Consider the following 19,213-nt stretch of genomic DNA (forward strand, 5'->3'; position numbering starts at 1 on the left):
TAATTCTCATCAATACTGTAGACATCATACTGGTTTTTCGCTGACAAAATAAAAAGGAGAGCGAAAGCTCTCCCGTTATCAGTCTTTTTTCAGGATTACTGTGTAGTGCCGTCGGTTTTGGTATTCACGTCATTGTTGACGCCATTACCTGTTTCCACTTTTTTATTAATATCCGGGCAGCGACCGTCTTTACACATGGTATTTTTATGCTCTTCATCCTTGGTCATTCCGTCGTGATTCATGGTTGAACCGTCTGGATGCTGCATCGTGCTGTTAGTGTTGCCGTTGGTATTGATGTCGTTGTTATTCACATCATTCGGCGCCACATTCTGGCGAGCGTCCGGGGCAACCTGACCGGCATTTGCCGCCGAGTTTGCCTGGCCATTACTGGATTGCGCGTTAGATTCAGCAGCTAACGCTGCGCCGCTGGCGAGGCCGAGGGTAGCGGTAAGTAAAAGCGTAGTCAGTTTTGTCATTTTCATAAGATGCTCCTGTTATGGTGGATATGTCGGATAACCTCTTCCAACAGTGCACGTGTAAGTCAAATCCTCAAATAAGGCATAAAAAGCATCCGCCGCCTGTTAACGCAGCAGAGAATCTTGCAATAATTCACAAACAGAGTGGTTACAGTTAAAAAGTGTAGGTTAGATCCCATTTTTCGCTACATTTGTGCGTTTTTTTCCTCAATTCCAGGATTAATCCGTTCAAAGTGTAAAACCCCGTTTACACTATTTAATCGAAGAGATAGATTGGAGGGATTGCATTCATTGAGATAAGCACGGCAACACTGGAATAAACATGAATTATCAGAACGACGACTTACGTATCAAAGAAATCAACGAGTTATTACCTCCTGTCGCACTGCTGGAAAAGTTTCCCGCGACGGAAAACGCAGCAAATACCGTTGCCCACGCGCGCAAAGCCATCCATAAAATCCTCAAAGGTAATGACGATCGCCTACTGGTAGTCATTGGCCCTTGTTCAATTCACGATCCGGCAGCGGCGAAAGAATATGCCGCCCGTTTACTGGCGTTGCGTGAGGAACTCAAGGACGAACTCGAAATTGTGATGCGCGTCTATTTCGAAAAGCCGCGTACCACCGTCGGCTGGAAAGGGCTGATTAACGATCCGCACATGGATAACAGCTTCCAGATTAACGACGGGCTGCGCATTGCGCGCAAATTGCTGCTGGATATTAACGATAGCGGTCTGCCTGCCGCTGGCGAATTCCTTGATATGATTACGCCGCAATACCTGGCCGATCTGATGAGCTGGGGCGCCATTGGCGCGCGGACTACTGAATCCCAGGTTCATCGCGAACTGGCGTCTGGTCTCTCTTGTCCGGTCGGCTTTAAAAATGGCACTGATGGGACGATCAAAGTCGCGATTGATGCGATTAACGCCGCCGGTGCGCCGCACTGCTTCCTTTCCGTCACTAAATGGGGTCATTCGGCGATTGTTAATACCAGCGGCAACGGCGACTGCCATATTATTCTGCGCGGCGGTAAAGCGCCAAACTATAGCGCGCAGCACGTCGCGGAAGTGAAAGAAGGGCTCACCAAAGCGGGGCTGACGCCGCAGGTCATGATCGATTTCAGCCATGCCAACTCCTGTAAGCAATTTGAAAAGCAAATGGAAGTATGCGCCGATGTTTGCCAGCAGATTGCCGGCGGGGAAAAAGCGATTATTGGTGTGATGGTAGAGAGTCATCTGGTAGAAGGAAACCAGAGCCTGGAAAGCGGTCAGCCACTCACCTACGGTAAAAGCATTACTGACGCCTGCATTGGCTGGGAAGATACTGATGCGTTGCTTCGCCAGTTATCGGAAGCGGTGAAAGTCCGCCGTGGTTAATCTTTATTACGTGTTAAACCGGCCAGTAAGGCCGGTTATTTATCGCCGACAGACAATTATTCACCCAATGTGATGCTACTCGAAATATAAATAAATATATAACGAATTAATTCGGCGCTATAATTCATCCCCCTATGAATAACGAGCCCGAACGATGACCTGTCAGGACAAATCACTTTTAGCTCCCCGTCTCGCTTCCGCTCCCGTCATGCCACGCTATCACCAGATCATGCATAAAAGGGCCGTGCTCATGCTGGCTATTGCGCTGGCGATGATGGTTTCACTGATAGTGGATTTAATCTTCGGGTCTTCTGGTTTATCGCTCAGCGCGCTGTGGCAGGCGCTTTTCCAGCCGGAAAAGTGAGTGTAGGCATACCTGGGATATTCGCTTACCTTATGCCCTGATGGCGCTACGGGTTGGCATGGCATTAGGGTTGGCCGGTGCTGAAATGCAAACGATTTTAAATAATCCGCTGGCGACGCCATTTACCTTCGGCGTATCGTCCGCCGCGGCTTTTGGCGCTGTACTGCGATTGTGCTGGGGATCGGTATTCCTGGTATTCCGGCCGCCTGGTTCATCCCGGACAATGCGTTCATTTTTGCGCTATTGTCCGCGTTACTGCTGGACGGTATTACCCGCTGGACAGGTGTCGCTGCATCCGGAGTGGTGTTGGATGGCGTGATCGCTGTTTAAGACATATTGCCTGATGGCGCCGCGCTTATCCGGCCTACCCATTGCTCGTAGGCCAGATAAGGCAGTTATACCGCCATCCGGCAAAGGTGATTACTTCGCTTTACCCTGGTTCGCCACGGCAGCCGCTTTCGCTGCGATCTCGTCAGCGTTGCCCAAATAGTAGCGTTTTACTGGCGTAAAGTTTTCGTCGAACTCATACACCAGCGGCACGCCGGTCGGGATGTTCAACTCAAGGATCTCATCTTCACTCATCTTATCCAGGTATTTCACCAGCGCACGCAGGGAGTTACCGTGAGCAGCGATGATGACGCGCTCACCGCTCTTCATACGCGGCAGGATGGTGTCGTTCCAGTAAGGAATAACGCGGTCGATGGTCAGTGCCAGGCTTTCGGTCAGCGGTAGCTCTTTCTCGCTCAGTTTGGCATAACGCGGATCGTGACCCGGATAACGCTCGTCATCTTTGGTCAGTTCCGGCGGCGTAACGGCAAAACCGCGGCGCCACTGTTTAACCTGCTCATCGCCATATTTTTCTGCCGTTTCCGCTTTATTCAGCCCCTGCAACGCGCCATAGTGACGTTCATTGAGTTTCCATGATTTTTCCACCGGCAGCCAGGCCTGATCCAATTCATCCAGTACGTTCCACAGCGTATGGATAGCGCGTTTCAGGACGGAGGTGTAGGCAAAATCAAAACTGAAACCTTCTTCTTTGAGAAGCTTACCTGCCGCTTTTGCTTCGCTTACCCCTTTTTCAGACAGGTCCACATCATACCAGCCAGTGAAACGGTTTTCTTTGTTCCACTGACTTTCACCGTGACGTACCAGAACCAGCTTCGTTACAGCCATACTCTCACTCCTATAAATCATATGTAATGATAATAATTCTCATTATATTGCCGCGGTGTGTCGGCGGCAATGCTTACGCATAACCATAGCGAAAATAGTGGCGCAGTGTAAGGTTCTTGTGAACCTGGAGTTGCGATTTTGTCTTTAAGTGATGGAGGTTTGAGCAGAATAATGGGGCATAAGCCCGATAAGCTTGCGCTATCGGGCCTGTCGCGATGGACTGTCAGAACGGAATAAACTGGTACTCGGTCAGGCTGGCGTATTCTTCACCGGGGCGCAGAAAGCTGTCTGGTTGCGGCCATTCAGGATGATTCGGGCTGTCCGGCAGTAGTTCGCTTTCCAGCGCCAGCCCCTGCCAATCAGCATAGGGTTCAGGCCCACGGGAAGGCGTACCCGCCAGATAATTGCCGGAATAAAACTGTAGCGCCGGGGCGGTGGTGTAAACCATCATTTGTAGCTTTCCATCCTGCGACCATAGACGGGCCGCAGGTTTTTTGCCATCGCCCTGCGTCTGTAGCAGAAAGGCGTGATCGTAACCTTTAACCTTGCGCTGATCGTCATCGGCGAGAAACTCGCTGGCAATAACTTTTGGCATCCGGAAGTCAAACGAGGTGTTGGCCACCGATTTTAACCCCTGATGTGGAATCCCGGCTTCATCGACCGGCAGGTATTCATCCGCCAGGATTTGCAACGTATGTTGACGTACGTCGGTTTGATCGCCGTCCAGATTGAAATAGACGTGGTTGGTCAAATTTACCGGACAGGGTTTATCGACCGTCGCCCGGTAGGTAATGGAGATTCGATTATCATCGGTCAGGCGATACTGCGCCGTAGCGCAAAGATGACCGGGAAAACCCTGATCGCCATCGTCAGAGGTCAGCGCAAACAGCACATGGCGATCGTTCTGGTTAACAATTTGCCAGCGGCGCTTGTCAAAGCCTTCCGGCCCGCCGTGCAGCTGGTTTTTACCCTGGCCTGGGCTTAACTGTATGGTTTCGCCGGCAAACGTATAACGGCTATTGGCAATACGGTTTGCGTAACGGCCAATAGAGGCGCCGAGAAACGATGTCTGCTCAGGATACTGTTCCGGGCTGGCGCAGCCCAGTAATGCTTCCCGAACGCTGCCGTCAGACAGCGGAATACGGGCGGAAAGAAGAGTGGCTCCCCAGTCCATCAGCGTTACCACCATTCCGGCGCGGTTGCGCAGGGTTAACAGGCGGTACGGTTGACCATCGGGTGCCAGTGCGGGCGTTTCATTTAGCACTGTCCTGCTCCTTGTGACGGTTTGCATACATAAAAGGTTTCTTTGATACCGGTTTTCGCTTCGTACTGTTGCGCAACGGCCTGCTGAACGGCGGGCACCAGATCTTCCGGGATTAGCGCGACAATACAACCGCCGAAGCCGCCGCCGGTCATGCGCACGCCGCCTTGATCGCCGATGGTCGCTTTGACGATGTCCACCAGCGTGTCTATCTGCGGGACGGTAATTTCGAAATCATCGCGCATCGAGGCATGGGACTCCGCCATCAGTTGGCCCATACGTTGCAAGTCGCCTTTTTCCAGTGCGCTTGCCGCTTCAACGGTACGCGCATTTTCGCTCAGTACATGGCGAACGCGTTTTGCAACCACCGGGTCCAGTTCGTTGGCAACGGCATTGAACGCCTCAAGGCTGACATCGCGCAGAGCGGACTGCTGGAAGAAGCGAGCACCCGTTTCGCACTGTTCACGGCGGGTATTATATTCGCTGCCCACCAAAGTACGCTTAAAGTTACTGTTGATGATCACCACGGCAACGCCTTTCGGCATGGAAACCGCTTTAGTTCCGAGCGTACGGCAGTCGATCAGCAACGCATGATCTTTTTTGCCGAGCGCAGAGATGAGCTGATCCATAATGCCGCAATTACAACCAACAAACTGATTTTCGGCTTCTTGCCCGTTGAGCGCGATTTGTGCGCCGTCCAGTGGCAGGTGATAAAGCTGCTGGAAGACGGTGCCTACCGCGACTTCCAGCGAGGCGGAAGAGCTTAACCCCGCGCCTTGCGGTACGTTACCGCTAATCACCATATCCACACCGCCAAACGCGTTGTTACGCTGTTGCAGATGTTTCACTACGCCGCGCACATAGTTGGACCACTGCTGACTGTCGTGGGTTACGATCGGCGCATCCAGTGAAAATTCGTCGACCTGGTTGTCATAATCGGCGGCAATCACCCGTACGGTGCGATCGTCGCGCGGCGCACAGCTAATCACGGTCTGATAATCGATAGCGCAGGGTAGAACAAAACCGTCATTGTAATCGGTATGCTCGCCAATCAGGTTGACGCGGCCTGGCGCCTGAATGGTGTGGGTGGCAGGGTAGCCGAAAATTTCAGCAAACAGAGCGTGCGTTTTCTCTTTCAGATTCATTTTTATACTCCGGATTCGCGAAAATGGGTGTCGCTGACTGCACGCAGGCGTTCAGCCGCTTGTTCTGCGGTCAAATCACGCTGGGTTTCCGCCAGCATTTCATACCCGACCATAAATTTACGGACGGTCGCAGAGCGCAGCAGTGGCGGATAAAAGTGCGCGTGCAACTGCCAGTGTTCGTTTTCTTGGCCGTTAAACGGCGCGCCGTGCCAGCCCATTGAGTAGGGGAAGGAACACTGAAACAGGTTGTCATAACGGCTGGTCAGCTTTTTCAACGCCAGCGCCAGCGAGTCGCGCTGCTCGTCGCTTAAATCGGTCATACGCAGCACGTGCGTTTTGGGCAGCAGCAAGGTTTCAAACGGCCACGCCGCCCAGTAAGGCACCACCGCCAGCCAGTGTTCAGTTTCAACCACGGTGCGGCTACCGTCCGCCAGCTCGCGTTGTACGTAATCCACCAGCATTGGCGAGTGCTGCTCAGCGAAATAGGCTTTTTGCAGACGATCTTCGCGTTCGGCCTCATTCGGTAGAAAGCTGTTAGCCCAGATTTGTCCATGTGGATGTGGGTTAGAACAGCCCATCGCCGCGCCTTTGTTCTCAAAGACTTGTACCCACGGATAGGTTTGGCCCAACTCAGCGGTCTGCTCCTGCCAGGTTCTGACGATTTCTGTCAGCGCGGGCAGGCTTAATTCCGGCAGCGTTTTACTGTGATCGGGAGAAAAGCAGATCACGCGGCTGGTGCCGCGCGCGCTCTGACAGCGCATTAGCGGGTCGTGACTGTCCGGCGCGTCTGGTGTGTCGGCCATCAATGCCGCGAAATCGTTAGTAAAGACGTAAGTGCCTTTGTAATCTGGGTTTTTATCGCCAGTCACGCGTGTATTGCCCGCGCACAGGAAGCAGTCCGGATCGTGGGCTGGCAGCATTTGCTGAGACGGCGTTTCCTGCGCCCCCTGCCAGGGACGTTTTGCGCGATGCGGCGAAACCAGAATCCATTGGCCGGTAAGCGGGTTATAACGGCGATGCGGATGATCAATAGGGTTAAATAGGGTCATAACAACATCCTTAATCTGGATATCCCTGCGGATGGCGTGACTGCCAGTGCCAGGTGTCCTGCGCCATTTCGTCAAGCGTGCGGGTGACGCGCCAGTTCAACTCGCGGTCGGCTTTACTGGCATCCGCCCAATAAGCAGGTAGATCGCCATCGCGACGCGGCGCGAAGTGGTAGTTAATGGGCTTGCCGCAGGCTTTACTAAAGGCGTTGACTACGTCCAGTACACTGCTGCCGACGCCTGCGCCGAGATTATAAATATGCACGCCGGCTTTGTTGGCCAGTTTTTCCATTGCCACAACGTGCCCATCGGCTAAATCCATTACGTGAATGTAATCGCGCACGCCGGTGCCGTCCGCGGTCGGGTAATCGTTGCCGAAAACGGCGAGCGACTCGCGGCGGCCCACGGCGACCTGAGCGATATAGGGCATCAGGTTATTCGGAATACCTTGCGGATCTTCTCCCATGTCGCCTGATGGATGCGCGCCGACCGGGTTGAAATAACGCAGCAGCGCAATGCTCCACTCCGGCTGGGCTTTTTGCAGGTCGGTCAGGATTTGCTCGACCATCAGCTTACTTTTGCCGTAGGGGCTTTGTGGCGTGCCGGTAGGAAAACTTTCGACATAAGGGATTTTAGGCTGATCGCCATAAACAGTCGCGGAGGAGCTAAAAATAAGGTTCTTGACGTTGGCCGCGCGCATAGCGCTGATCAACCGCAGCGTACCGTTGACGTTGTTGTCATAGTACTCCAGCGGTCTGGCGACCGATTCGCCGACGGCTTTCAGGCCAGCAAAGTGAATCACGGTATCAATAGCGTGATCGTGCAGAATTTCGGTTATAAGCGCTTCGTTGCGAATATCGCCTTCAACAAAGGTCGGATGCTTAGCGCCCAGACGTTCGATAACGGGCAGTACGCTGCGCTTGCTGTTGCAAAGGTTGTCGAGAATGACGACGTCATGACCATTTTGCAGCAATTGTACACAGGTATGACTTCCAATGTAACCGCTACCACCTGTAACCAATACTCTCATAAATCGCTCCGTTAAGCCTATGGTATGAAATAACCATAGCATAACAAAGATGCGAAAAGTGTGACATGTAATAAATTAGTGGAATCGTTTACACTTGAGTTTACTCATAAACCGCCATCCGGAATCTGATGGTAAATCAACGCATTTAAGCATGATCACGCCTTTTATCTGAAAACGCGCCTGAAAAGGGCGCGCCATACGTCCGGGTTGGTATTAATGTAATGCATATTGGCGATAGATATAGTGGTCGCCTTCCGGGACAAATTCCAGTCGATGAGTAATACAGGCTGGCGCATCCTCTGCATGATGAGAAACGAACAGCAGTTGGGTTTCTCCCTGGCGAAGTAATACATCTACAAAACGACGTACCAGCTGGCGGTTTAGTGGGTCCAGCCCTTGCAACGGCTCATCCAGAATCAACACTGTTGGATGCTTAACCAGCGCGCGCACGATTAGCCCCAGCCGTTGCTGTCCCCAGGAGAGGCTGTGGAAGGGGGCATCTGCCGTACGCTTATCGATTCCCAGAATATCCAGCCACTGCTGCGCCAGCGTCTGCTGCCTGTCTGAAACGGCCTGATAAATGCCAATAGAATCGAAATAGCCGGAGAGAATCACATTGCGCACTGTGGTACTGACGCGGTAATCCAGATGTAAACTGCTGCTGACGTAGCCGATATGTTTTTTGATATCCCAGATCGTTTCGCCGCTTCCTCGCCGCCGGCCAAACAGAGTGAGATCGTTGCTGTAACCTTGCGGATGATCGCCAGTAATAAGGCTAAGCAGCGTAGACTTACCTGCCCCGTTAGGACCGACGATCTGCCAGTGTTCGCCCGGATTTACTTGCCAGCTTAGATGGTGGAGGATAGGACGATCGTTATACGAGACCACGCCATCGTTAAGTACGATTCGTGGTTCGCCCTCAGGTAACGCATGGTGAACAGAAGGCTCGTCCGGTTCAGGGAGCTTTACAGTGGTAAGACGTTCGCTGTGCGCGAGTTGAGCCACCAATGCCCGTTGCAGCAACTCTGCTTTTGTTCCGGTTTCCGCCAGGGTACAGTCGGCGAGCACGCCGGCAAACTGAATGAAATCCGGGATTTCATCAAAACGGTTGAGTACCAGCGCCAGGGTAATACCCGCCTGGTTCAACGCCGCCAGGCGGTGAGCCAGTTGTTGACGGGAGGCCATGTCAAGCCCGTCGAACGGTTCATCGAGGATCAATAACTCCGGTTCAGACATCAGCGCCTGACACAGCAGCGCTTTCCGCGTCTCGCCGGTAGAAAGGTATTTAAAGCGCCTGTTGAGTAAAGCGGAAATGCCGAATTGTTGCGCCAGCATCGCACAGCGGGCGGGATCATGAACATCATCCTGAATAATTTCCGCGGTAGTGCGTCCGGTATCTTCTTCGCCGGGACTGTGCATATCGGTGTTATTGCGCTGCCACTCATCGCTGACCAGCTTTTGCAATTGTTCAAAGGATAGCCGGGTAATGCGGGTAAACTGACACTGACGTCCGCCTTTTAATAATGGCAGTTCGCCTGCCAGCGCGCGGGCGAGCGCCGACTTACCGCTCCCGTTAGCCCCAACGAATGCCCAGCTATCGCCCGCTTTTAGCGTCAGGGAATCCAGATGAAGTGTTTTTGTGTCACTCAGACGAAACGTGCCTTGCGAAATTTGCAACGATGACATTTTGCATCCCATTTTATGCAGCAATGAATGACAGGGATACGTCTTTCGGCAATGGATGTCAATGTGCTTAGCACAACGTTGCAATAATCACTCTGTCCGCATTAAACCAGGCAATAACGTCATCGCCTTCTTTTAACGTAGCAGCCTCCGCCGTCGGTATCGTGGCGCACAACGCCTGGCCGTCCGGGAGTGCCATCAACACTTCACACTGCTCCGCACCGCGTTCAATATGGCTAATCGTCCCCGACAATTGATTGTCGGCGGCGCGCGCAATGGTCGCATCCCGGGTTATGCCGACCCACGGCGCTTTTAGCAGGATCAGCACCTCTTTACCTTCCTCCAGGCCGAGACGCTCGCCGCTTTGTGCCGTCAGCGCGACTTTAAGCCGTGTTTTGCCGTCGGCCAGCAGTACGTCGACATGCTGTTGCACCTGATCGCGATCGCGTGCGGTTATGGTGCCAAACCACTGGTTGCGGGCGCTGGTTTGCAGCGAAAAGCGGGAAATAGCGGCCAGCAAGCTGTCCAGCGGCAGGGCATCATCGTCACTTAGCACATCGAACGCTTTTTGCTGAATCTGGCCCAGCAGATCGTAAAGCTGGATCAGACGCTGGCCATAGCGGGTCAGCACTGCGCCGCCGCCCCCTTTGCCGCCCGTCGCGCGTTCCACCAGCATATGCTCGCTAAGCTGGTTCATATCGTTTATCGCATCCCAGGCGCTCTTATAGCTAATTCCCGCATCTTTCGCGCCCTGACTAATAGAACCAGAAAGCGCAATGTGTTTCAGCAGAGAGATACGACGGGGATCGGCAAAAAGCTTTTGCTGAAGTTTCAGGGTAAGAAGGATTTCGGCCTGCATAACCAGCTCCGGGTAAAAAGACTATTGTGACTGAAAAGCGCGTCGGCGCAAAGCCGACCGCACAAAAGGGGAGTGCTTTTCTGTGTGATGCGGTTAAAATACCAAAAGGACTATATCTGGAGTTGACCATGTTAGAGTTATTAAAAAGTCTGGTATTCGCCGTCATCATGGTACCGGTAGTGATGGCCATCATCCTCGGTCTGATTTACGGTCTGGGTGAGGTGTTCAACATTTTTTCCGGTATCGGTCAGAAAGACCAGTCCAGACAGAACCGCTGATTTCCCCAAACGCCCGCTCAGTCGGGCGTTTTTGTTTCCTCAAGATCCTGCTTTTCCTGCCGATATTTTCTGTGTTTAATCGTTAATGGGGATGAATAACCGCTGGGAAACCCCTGGAATTACCGTTATATTGTCGTTTACATAACGAAACGCACAAGGAGTTACAGATGGCGCATTCCTGGTTACGCCTGGTCGCAGGGGCAACATTATCTTTCGTCATCGCCGGTCATGCGCTGGCGGATGAAGGCAAGATCACCGTATTCGCCGCCGCGTCGCTGACAAACGCAATGCAGGACATTGCGGCGGATTATAAAAAAGAGAAAAATGTGGAGGTGGTCTCCTCATTCGCCTCCTCTTCAACGCTGGCGCGCCAGATAGAAGCGGGCGCGCCGGCGGACCTGTTCATCTCTGCTGACCAGAAATGGATGGATTACGCAGCCGATAAAAAAGCGGTGGATACCGCGACGCGCGAAACCTTGCTTGGCAACAGCCTGGTGGTGGTAGCGCCGAAAGCCAGTGAGCAGAAAGCGTTCACCATCGACAGCAAAACGAACTGGATTCGTTTATTGAACGGCGGGCGCCTGGCGGTGGGCGATCCGCAACACGTACCGGCGGGGATTTATGCCAAAGAAGCGCTGCAAAAGCTGGGCGCATGGCAAACGCTTGAGCCGAAACTGGCGCCCGCGGAAGATGTGCGTGGCGCTCTGGCGTTGGTCGAGCGTAACGAAGCGCCTTTAGGCATTGTATACGGTTCTGATGCGGTGGCCAGCAAGGGGGTTAACGTTGTTGCGACCTTCCCGGAAGATTCACATAAAAAAGTGGAATATCCCATCGCTATCGTGGATGGGCATAAAAATGCGACGGTCAGTGCGTTCTATGATTACCTGAAAGGACCACAGGCCTCGGCAATCTTTCAACGTTATGGATTTACGACGAAGTAATGATACTGACCGATCCAGAATGGCAGGCAGTCTTTCTGAGCCTGAAAGTGTCTTCCCTGGCTGTGCTGTTTAGTCTGCCGTTTGGGATCTTTTTTGCCTGGCTGCTGGTGCGATGCCAGTTTCCTGGCAAAGCTTTACTTGATAGCGTCCTGCATCTGCCGCTGGTGCTGCCGCCAGTGGTGGTCGGCTATCTGCTGCTGGTCTCGATGGGCCGACGCGGGTTTATTGGCCAGTGGCTGTATGACTGGTTCGGCCTCACGTTTGCGTTTAGCTGGCGCGGCGCTGTACTGGCGGCGGCGGTGATGTCTTTCCCTCTCATGGTGCGGGCTATTCGGCTGGCGCTGGAAGGTGTGGATATCAAGCTTGAGCAGGCCGCCAGAACTCTGGGCGCCGGGCGCTGGCGCGTTTTTCTGACTATCACCTTACCGCTTACCCTGCCGGGCATTATTGTCGGTACGGTGCTGGCGTTTGCCCGTTCACTTGGCGAATTTGGCGCGACCATTACCTTTGTTTCCAATATTCCGGGCGAAACCCGCACCCTACCTTCCGCCATGTATACCTTGATCCAGACGCCGGGCGGGGAGAGCGCGGCGGCGAGGCTGTGCGTGATTTCGATAGTATTAGCGCTGATTTCGCTGTTGATTTCTGAATGGCTGGCGCGGATTAGCCGTGAACGGACGGGGCGCTAACCATGCTAGAGCTTAATTTTTCCCAGACGCTGGGAACGCACTGTTTAACCCTCAACGAAACGCTGCCAGCCAGTGGGATCACGGCTATCTTTGGCGTCTCCGGCGCGGGAAAAACCTCGCTAATTAATGCTATCAGCGGCCTGACGCGGCCGCAAAAAGGGCGCATCGTGCTTAATGGCCGGGTGTTGCATGATGCCGAAAATGGCATCTGTTTAGCGCCGGAAAAACGTCGCATCGGCTATGTTTTCCAGGATGCGCGCCTGTTTCCACATTATAAAGTACGCGGCAATTTGCGTTATGGCATGGCGAAAAGCATGGTCGGTCAGTTTGATAAGCTGGTGTCGTTGCTGGGGATTGAAGCGCTGCTCGATCGCCTGCCGGGAAGTCTGTCCGGTGGGGAAAAGCAGCGTGTGGCAATAGGCCGGGCATTGCTCACCGCCCCGGAGTTGCTATTGCTGGACGAGCCGCTGGCCTCGCTGGATATCCCACGTAAACGCGAGCTACTGCCGTACCTGCAACGGCTGGCGCGGGAAATCAATATTCCCATGCTGTATGTTAGCCATTCTCTCGACGAGATTCTTCACCTGGCGGATAACGTTATGGTGCTGGAAGACGGCCAGGTTAAAGCGTATGGTCCGCTGGAAGAGGTCTGGGGAAGCAGCGTTATGCACCCGTGGCTGCCGAAAGAGCAACAGAGCAGTATTCTGAAAGTCAGCGTGCTGGAGCATCACCCGCATTATGCCATGACTGCCCTGGCGCTTGGCGACCAGCACCTGTGGGTAAATAAACTCAATCAGCCGCTGCAATCCACGCTGCGTATTCGTATTCAGGCGTCGGATGTCTCGCTGGTACTACAGCCACCACAACAGACCAGTATCCGCAACGTATTGCGGGCGAAAGTGGCGAACTGTTATGACGATAACGGGCAGGTGGAAGTTCAGCTTGAGATCGGCGGCAGAACGCTGTGGGCGCGAATAAGCCCGTGGGCCAGGGATGAACTGAGTATCAAGCCTGGACTGTGGCTTTACGCGCAGGTGAAAAGCGTTTCTATCACCGCCTGACTACAGCAGGTGGGTGTAAATAAATTTGGCGATGCTATCGGTAGTGTTATCGCCGATCACAACGTTGGCGCGCGCTTTCACCGCGTCGTCGGCATTTCCCATCGCAACGCCGGTGCCAGCCGCTTCCAGCATACTGATGTCATTGTAGTTATCGCCGAAAGCGATCACATTCTCCATTGACCATCCCTGCGCTTCTATCCACTGAGTGAGGCGCTTGCCTTTGCTGTTGCCCTGGCGAGCGATATCTACCTGATCGTGCCATGACCATTCACACTCCAGGCCAAGCGACTGTTCAACCTGCTGACCGAACCGCTGTAGCCTGGGAATATCTTCATCGGTAAGCGCAAACTTCCACACGGCATTGACGTCGCGCGCCGCCTGCGCCAAAGAAGAGACCTGCGTAAAGGTCGGACGCTGTTCCGGCGGCAAGGTCTGTGCCCACCGGGAAGTACGCACGACGTGACCGGTCGGGCGCTCGTAAAGCATGGCGTCATCGACATACATCAGGCCGTGAATCTGATACGCGTCCAGTAAATCAATTAATTGCAGCGCCTTATCCACAGGCATAGGATCGGCATCCAGAACGGTTTTCGCTTGATAATCATACAAATAAGTGCCGTTGCAGCAAATAGCAGGTGTTTCCAGCGCCAGCGCCTGATAAAAAGGATGGATAGCAACGTGATGGCGGCCCGTGACGATGATAAGTTGAAAGCCCGCCTCCCTGGCGCGTGAAAGCGCGTCAAGCGAGGAGGGGAGTAAAGTTTTTTGTGGGGTTAATAACGTCCCGTCTAAATCGAGGGCAATCACGCGTGCAGTCATAATTTTTTCCCGTTTAAGAGTAATCATTCCGTCTGACGGCATGGTACACCGGGACGGTAAGCAGACAAAATTCTGCATCTGAGTTCAGCATTCGCCGTCAAAAGCGGCTACGTTAAACTGTGTCCTGTCATTGCAGCTACATGCCATATGTAAAGGAGTATTCATGAAACAAACAGTCTATACCGCCAGCCCTGAGAGTCAGCAAATTCACGTCTGGAGCCTGAATCACGAAGGGACGCTGACGTTGGTGCAGGTCGTGGATGTGCCCGGCCAGGTTCAGCCAATGGTGGTCAGCCCGGATAAACGCTACCTCTATGTTGGCGTGCGCCCGGAGTTTCGTGTGCTGGCGTATCGTATTGCGCCGGATGATGGTGCGCTGACCTTTGCTGCCGAATCTGCTCTGCCGGGTAGCCCGACGCATATCTCTACCGATCATCATGGCCGTTTTGTCTTTGTCGGATCGTATAACGCCGGTAACGTCAGCGTGACGCGCTTACAGGATGGCCTGCCGGTTGAACTGGTGGATGTCGTGGAGGGGCTGGACGGATGCCACTCGGCGAATATTACGCCTGATAACCGTACCTTGTGGGTACCTGCGCTAAAACAGGATCGCATTTGTCTGTTTACGCTAAGCGATGATGGTCATCTGGTGGCCCAGGAGCCGGCGGAAGTGAATACGGTTGAAGGGGCAGGCCCGCGCCATATGACGTTCCACCCGAATCAACACTATGCGTACTGCGTCAATGAACTGAACAGTTCGGTGGATGTCTGGCAGCTCAACAATCCGCATGGCGAGATAGAGTGCGTACAAACGCTGGATATGATGCCCGCTGATTTTTCCGATACGCGCTGGGCGGCGGATATTCATATCACGCCGGATGGACGGCATCTGTATGCCTGTGACCGCACCGCCAGTCTGATTACTGTCTTCAGCGTCTCCGAAGATGGCAGCGTACTGAGCATTGAAGGGTTTCAACCGACGGAAACCCAGCCGCGGGGTTTCAATATCGACCACAGTGGGAAATATCTGATTGCCGCCGGGCAAAAATCACATCATATCGCGGTCTATGAAATTGCTGGCGCCCAGGGGCTGCTGACGGAAAAAGGCCGTTACGCCGTCGGCCAGGGGCCGATGTGGGTAGTGGTGAACGCATATTAAACACATGGTATGTCGGGTGGGGCCTGCCTGCAAAGCGACGCCGCCCCTGTAGGCCCGGTAAGCGGCAGCGCCGCCGGGCAACTCGCCGGATGGCGGTGGTGCGTGAGCCGGCTTATGCCATAACACCGCCTCGAAGGCCTCCATGCGGTGTTATTGCTGTGGCCTGGCGAAAGGCGTCCAAAGATTGTCTTTGTCATCGGCCCAGACATTCAGCAGCAGTGAGAAAAAACGTTCCGCCGGCGGTGAAAGGATGGCGTCTTTTCGGCGAATAATGCCCAGAGTGCGCCTGATTACGGGTTCTATCAGGGGAATACCGATAAGCGTAGGGTGCGGCGCCTGCGGCATCGCCAGCCCAGGCAATGCAGAAATACCTAAACCTGCCTCCACCAGACCCAGAGAAGTGGATAAATGGCGAACCTCGTAAAACCACTCCAGCTTCCAGGGTTTATCAGCAAGTTGTTGCTCAATTAAGAGGCGGTTGCCGCTTGAGGCGCGTACGCCTATCAGTGTGTGGTTGACTAATTCCTGCCATTCAACCAGTTGCTTGGAGGCTAAAGGGTGATCTCGTCGACAGGCCAGAACAAACGGTTCGTTGACCAATGGTGTGAAGTCAATGGCGGGATTTGTGATGCTATTCATATTTATACCAAAATCCGCCTCTTTGCAGAGTACGGATTCCATACAATTACTGGTGCCTTTTTCAAGTATCCGTACTTTTATGTTGGGGTATAAGGCGTTAAATTTGCCAATCGCGAGCGGTAAAAAATAGAAAACGGCAGTTGGAATACATGACAATGTAATTATTCCGTGATGGTAATTATTGAGTTCGCGAACGTTAAAAATAGTTTCATCCAATTTCCTGATTAATTCACGGGCTTCTGGTAACAACATTCTTCCCGCTTTTGTTAATGTTACCTGGCGTGTTGTTCTCTCAAAAAGGAGTATATGTAAATCATCCTCCATATTTTTTATTCTGCGCGTTAATGCGGGTTGCGTAATATTTAGTAATTTAGCTGCTTTGTTAAATGATGTGGTCTCCGCCAGAGTAACAAACGCTTTCATACTTGATAGTTCGTGTTTCATTATAACTCCAGAAAATATAATTGATATTGATTTATTATTATACCTATATCGGATGTTACTGTGAGTGTACTCGCCATCACGGGGATTTGATTAATAAAAAAAGCTGATTAATGGCATCTCGAAAGTCATTAGCCTCGATATTTTTTACATGCAACCATAGGCACAGAAAAATAAGGTGATTATTAAGGACTGTGTCATGAAAAAAATACCCTGTGTATTAATGCGAGGGGGAACCTCCAGAGGTGCATTTTTATTAGCGGAGCATTTACCCGAAGAAAAAACGCAGCGAGATAAAGTATTAATAGCGATCATGGGATCGGGTAATGCATTAGAAATTGACGGTATTGGCGGCGGGAATCCGTTGACCAGCAAAGTTGCGATTGTCAGTCGTTCGGCCGATCCACAAGCGGATATTGATTATCTTTTCGCCCAGGTCGTTGTGCAGGAACAACACGTGGATACCACGCCAAACTGCGGCAATATGCTATCCGGCGTCGGCGCTTTTGCCATTGAGCAAGGGCTTATGACTGCAACGTCTCCAGTCACGCGGGTACGTATACGCAATGTGAATACCAACACCTATATTGACGCCGATGTGCAGACACCGGACGGTAGAGTGACGTACGAGGGAGCAACGAAAATTGATGGCGTGCCGGGGACAGCGGCGCCGGTCATGCTCACGTTTTTGAATGCGGCAGGCGCGAAAACAGGCAAAATTTTTCCCACTGGACGTGGTACCGATTACTTTGACTCCGTTGCCGTAACTTGTATGGATATGGCGATGCCGGTAGTCATTATTCCCGCCGCCAGCGTAGGGAAAACAGGCTATGAGTCGCCTGAGGAATTAGACAGTGATACCGAATTATTACGCCGTATTGAATCTATTCGTCTACAGGCTGGTAAAGCAATGGGCCTTGGCGATGTCCGTACCATGGTTATTCCTAAACCTGTACTTATTTCTCCTGCGCAACATGGCGGCACACTTAATGTGCTCTATTTTATGCCGCATTCATGTCATAAAGCGCTGGCCATTACCGGTGCTATCGCCATTGCCAGCAGCAGTGTTATTGACGGTACAGTGACGTATTCGCTTACCCAAAATAAGGGTTATGGAAATATTACTATTGAGCACCCTGGCGGCTGTCTTGATGTTCATTTGAGTAATGATGGAAATACCCCTGATTCTATTCGTGCAGCGGTTATTCGTACCGCAAGGAAAATCTTCTCTGGCGATGTCTATCTTCCGGAATAATGCCAGCATAGTGCGCTGACGTGAAAAAGGATGAGCAGATACGATTCTGTATTTAATATACAGAAAAATCAGGATATATGAAATGAAACGAGCATCTTTATGGAAGCTAATTACGATATTAGCTATTCCTTGTATTATTGCTTTATTGCCAGTGCCGGCTGGGTTAAGCCCGTTGGCGTGGGTGCTATTTGGTATTTATCTTGCCGCAATAGTAGGATTAGTCATTAAACCTTTTCCTGAACCCGTTGTTTTATTAATGGCGGTTGCGGCATCGATGGTGGTCGTTGGTAATTTAGGCGGGGGAGCCTTTAAAACCTCCAGCGTCCTGAGCGGTTACGCCTCCGGGACAACCTGGCTGGTATTTTCCGCCTTCACCCTGAGCGCCGCATTTGTCACGACCGGGCTCGGCAAGCGCATCGCTTACCTGTTGATTGGTAAAATTGGCAACACGACATTAGGCCTGGGCTATGTTACCGTTTTTCTTGATCTTGTACTGTCTCCGGCAACGCCATCAAATACGGCGCGGGCGGGCGGAATCGTATTACCGATCATTAATAGCGTGGCGGTAGCGTTAGGGTCCGAACCGGAAAAAAGCCCCCATCGTGTTGGCCATTATTTGATGATGAGCGTCTATATGGTGACGAAAACCACCAGCTATATGTTTTTCACCGCCATGGCGGGGAATATCCTGGCGCTGAAAATGATCAACGATATTTGCCATCTACAACTAAGCTGGGGGGACTGGGCGCTGGCGGCAGGATTGCCCGGCATTGTGATGCTGTTGGCGACACCGTTGGTCATTTATACCATGTACCCACCGGAGATAAAAAAGGTAGATAATAAAACCATCTCCAAAGCGGGGCTTCAGGAATTGGGGCCAATGCAGGCGCGGGAGAAATTGCTATTAGTCATTTTTGTTCTGGCGCTCCTCGGCTGGATTTTTAGTAGTTATCTTGGCATTAATGAGTCGGCGGTCGCCATTGTCGTGATGGGCGCGATGTTGGTACTTGGTGTGGTGACCTGGGATGATGTAGTAAAAAATAAAGGCGGCTGGAACACGTTAATATGGTATGGCGGTATTATTGGCCTGAGCTCGTTACTCTCTAAAGTTAAATTTTTTGACTGGTTGGCTGAGCTGTTCAAAAATAATATTTCATTTGATCATCATGGCAATATTGCTTTCTTTGTTATTTTATTTATGAGTATCGCTGTACGTTATTTTTTCGCCTCCGGTAGCGCCTATATTGTAGCAATGATGCCGGTATTTGCGATGTTGGCGAACGTGTCTGGCGCGCCGCTTATGTTAACCGCCATCGCATTATTATTTTCTAACTCTTATGGCGGAATGGTGACGCATTACGGCGGCGCTGCCGGGCCGGTTATTTTTGGTGTCGGCTATAATGATATAAAATCCTGGTGGTTGGTAGGCGCTGTATTAACTATCTTTACTTTTCTTGTCCATATTACCTTGGGCGTCTGGTGGTGGAAGCTATTAATTAGCTGGCACGTACTGTAAAAA

At 52.2% G+C, this 19,213-nt stretch carries 18 protein-coding genes and 1 pseudogene; 9 read left to right on the forward strand and 10 right to left on the reverse strand.

Going from position 1 to position 19,213, the window contains the following annotated elements:
- Positions 1–95: 95 nt before the first annotated feature.
- Positions 96–482, reverse strand: a complete 387-nt coding sequence (locus SBG_RS03420) for a YbgS-like family protein (RefSeq protein WP_000784380.1) — start codon at positions 480–482, stop codon at positions 96–98.
- Between the two features lie 316 nt (positions 483–798).
- Here SBG_RS03420 and aroG point away from each other — a divergent pair, with 316 nt between their 5' ends.
- Together aroG and SBG_RS22795 are read left to right on the forward strand one after the other, a co-directional pair.
- Positions 799–1,851: a 3-deoxy-7-phosphoheptulonate synthase AroG gene (gene aroG / locus SBG_RS03425; protein WP_001109237.1), complete on the forward strand. Its 1,053-nt coding sequence runs from the start codon at positions 799–801 to the stop codon at positions 1,849–1,851.
- A 154-nt stretch (positions 1,852–2,005) separates the two neighbouring features.
- Positions 2,006–2,542 (forward strand): annotated as a pseudogene (locus SBG_RS22795) (iron chelate uptake ABC transporter family permease subunit); the annotation flags it as partial.
- A gap of 93 nt (positions 2,543–2,635) precedes the next feature.
- On the opposite strand, the gene gpmA reads toward SBG_RS22795, so the two are convergent.
- The 7 genes from gpmA to modE form a co-directional block, all read right to left on the reverse strand.
- The gene (gene gpmA / locus SBG_RS03435; protein WP_000301553.1) at positions 2,636–3,388 is read right to left on the reverse strand and encodes a 2,3-diphosphoglycerate-dependent phosphoglycerate mutase; all 753 of its coding nucleotides are present in this window, start codon (positions 3,386–3,388) and stop codon (positions 2,636–2,638) included.
- 223 nt (positions 3,389–3,611) lie between these two features.
- Positions 3,612–4,652 carry a galactose-1-epimerase gene (gene galM, locus SBG_RS03440; RefSeq protein ID WP_000931419.1) on the reverse strand — a complete coding sequence of 347 codons (1,041 nt, stop codon included), beginning with the start codon at positions 4,650–4,652 and terminating at the stop codon, positions 3,612–3,614.
- Entirely contained in the window at positions 4,646–5,794 is a 1,149-nt protein-coding gene (galK, locus tag SBG_RS03445) for a galactokinase (protein ID WP_001049353.1), read from the reverse strand. The genes galM and galK overlap by 7 nt, the downstream gene beginning before the upstream one ends.
- 2 nt (positions 5,795–5,796) lie before the next feature.
- On the reverse strand, positions 5,797–6,843 hold the full coding sequence (gene galT / locus SBG_RS03450) for a galactose-1-phosphate uridylyltransferase (protein WP_000171935.1): 1,047 nt from the start codon (positions 6,841–6,843) through the stop codon (positions 5,797–5,799).
- 10 nt (positions 6,844–6,853) lie between these two features.
- Positions 6,854–7,870, reverse strand: coding sequence for a UDP-glucose 4-epimerase GalE (gene galE / locus SBG_RS03455; RefSeq protein WP_001265455.1), 1,017 nt, complete (start codon positions 7,868–7,870; stop codon positions 6,854–6,856).
- Positions 7,871–8,083: 213 nt separating this feature from the next.
- Complete coding sequence (gene modF, locus SBG_RS03460) at positions 8,084–9,556, reverse strand: molybdate ABC transporter ATP-binding protein ModF (protein WP_000096916.1); 1,473 nt, start codon at positions 9,554–9,556, stop codon at positions 8,084–8,086.
- A 67-nt stretch (positions 9,557–9,623) separates the two neighbouring features.
- The gene (gene modE / locus SBG_RS03465) at positions 9,624–10,412 is read right to left on the reverse strand and encodes a molybdenum-dependent transcriptional regulator (protein ID WP_001147420.1); all 789 of its coding nucleotides are present in this window, start codon (positions 10,410–10,412) and stop codon (positions 9,624–9,626) included.
- Positions 10,413–10,540: 128 nt separating this feature from the next.
- On the opposite strand from modE, the gene SBG_RS03470 reads away from it, so the two are divergent.
- The 4 genes from SBG_RS03470 (at position 10,541) to modC (ending at position 13,381) form a co-directional block, all read left to right on the forward strand.
- Positions 10,541–10,690: an AcrZ family multidrug efflux pump-associated protein gene (locus tag SBG_RS03470; RefSeq protein ID WP_000891513.1), complete on the forward strand. Its 150-nt coding sequence runs from the start codon at positions 10,541–10,543 to the stop codon at positions 10,688–10,690.
- A gap of 167 nt (positions 10,691–10,857) precedes the next feature.
- Complete coding sequence (gene modA, locus SBG_RS03475) at positions 10,858–11,631, forward strand: molybdate ABC transporter substrate-binding protein (RefSeq protein ID WP_000951409.1); 774 nt, start codon at positions 10,858–10,860, stop codon at positions 11,629–11,631.
- The gene (gene modB / locus SBG_RS03480; protein ID WP_000604020.1) at positions 11,631–12,320 is read left to right on the forward strand and encodes a molybdate ABC transporter permease subunit; all 690 of its coding nucleotides are present in this window, start codon (positions 11,631–11,633) and stop codon (positions 12,318–12,320) included. The genes modA and modB overlap by 1 nt, the downstream gene beginning before the upstream one ends.
- A gap of 2 nt (positions 12,321–12,322) precedes the next feature.
- On the forward strand, positions 12,323–13,381 hold the full coding sequence (gene modC, locus SBG_RS03485) for a molybdenum ABC transporter ATP-binding protein ModC (protein ID WP_000891718.1): 1,059 nt from the start codon (positions 12,323–12,325) through the stop codon (positions 13,379–13,381).
- Here modC and SBG_RS03490 read toward each other — a convergent pair whose 3' ends face one another.
- Positions 13,382–14,200, reverse strand: a complete 819-nt coding sequence (locus SBG_RS03490) for a pyridoxal phosphatase (RefSeq protein ID WP_015702773.1) — start codon at positions 14,198–14,200, stop codon at positions 13,382–13,384. It lies immediately after the preceding gene.
- 163 nt (positions 14,201–14,363) lie between these two features.
- Between SBG_RS03490 and pgl the strand changes: the two genes are divergently transcribed.
- The gene (pgl, locus tag SBG_RS03495) at positions 14,364–15,359 is read left to right on the forward strand and encodes a 6-phosphogluconolactonase (protein WP_000815465.1); all 996 of its coding nucleotides are present in this window, start codon (positions 14,364–14,366) and stop codon (positions 15,357–15,359) included.
- A 150-nt stretch (positions 15,360–15,509) separates the two neighbouring features.
- On the opposite strand, the gene SBG_RS03500 is transcribed toward pgl, so the two are convergent.
- A complete protein-coding gene (locus SBG_RS03500) occupies positions 15,510–16,442 on the reverse strand; it encodes a LysR family transcriptional regulator (protein WP_000679981.1) in 933 nt (310 codons plus the stop codon).
- A gap of 196 nt (positions 16,443–16,638) precedes the next feature.
- Here SBG_RS03500 and SBG_RS03505 point away from each other — a divergent pair, with 196 nt between their 5' ends.
- Positions 16,639–17,694 carry a 4-oxalomesaconate tautomerase gene (locus SBG_RS03505; protein WP_000723618.1) on the forward strand — a complete coding sequence of 352 codons (1,056 nt, stop codon included), beginning with the start codon at positions 16,639–16,641 and terminating at the stop codon, positions 17,692–17,694.
- Positions 17,695–17,776: 82 nt separating this feature from the next.
- Positions 17,777–19,210 (forward strand): anion permease, encoded by a 1,434-nt coding sequence (locus tag SBG_RS03510; RefSeq protein ID WP_000817131.1) that lies wholly within the window; start codon positions 17,777–17,779, stop codon positions 19,208–19,210.
- The last annotated feature ends 3 nt before the right edge of the window (positions 19,211–19,213 follow it).

The sequence above is a fragment of the Salmonella bongori NCTC 12419 genome (assembly GCF_000252995.1).
Taxonomy (GTDB): domain Bacteria; phylum Pseudomonadota; class Gammaproteobacteria; order Enterobacterales; family Enterobacteriaceae; genus Salmonella; species Salmonella bongori.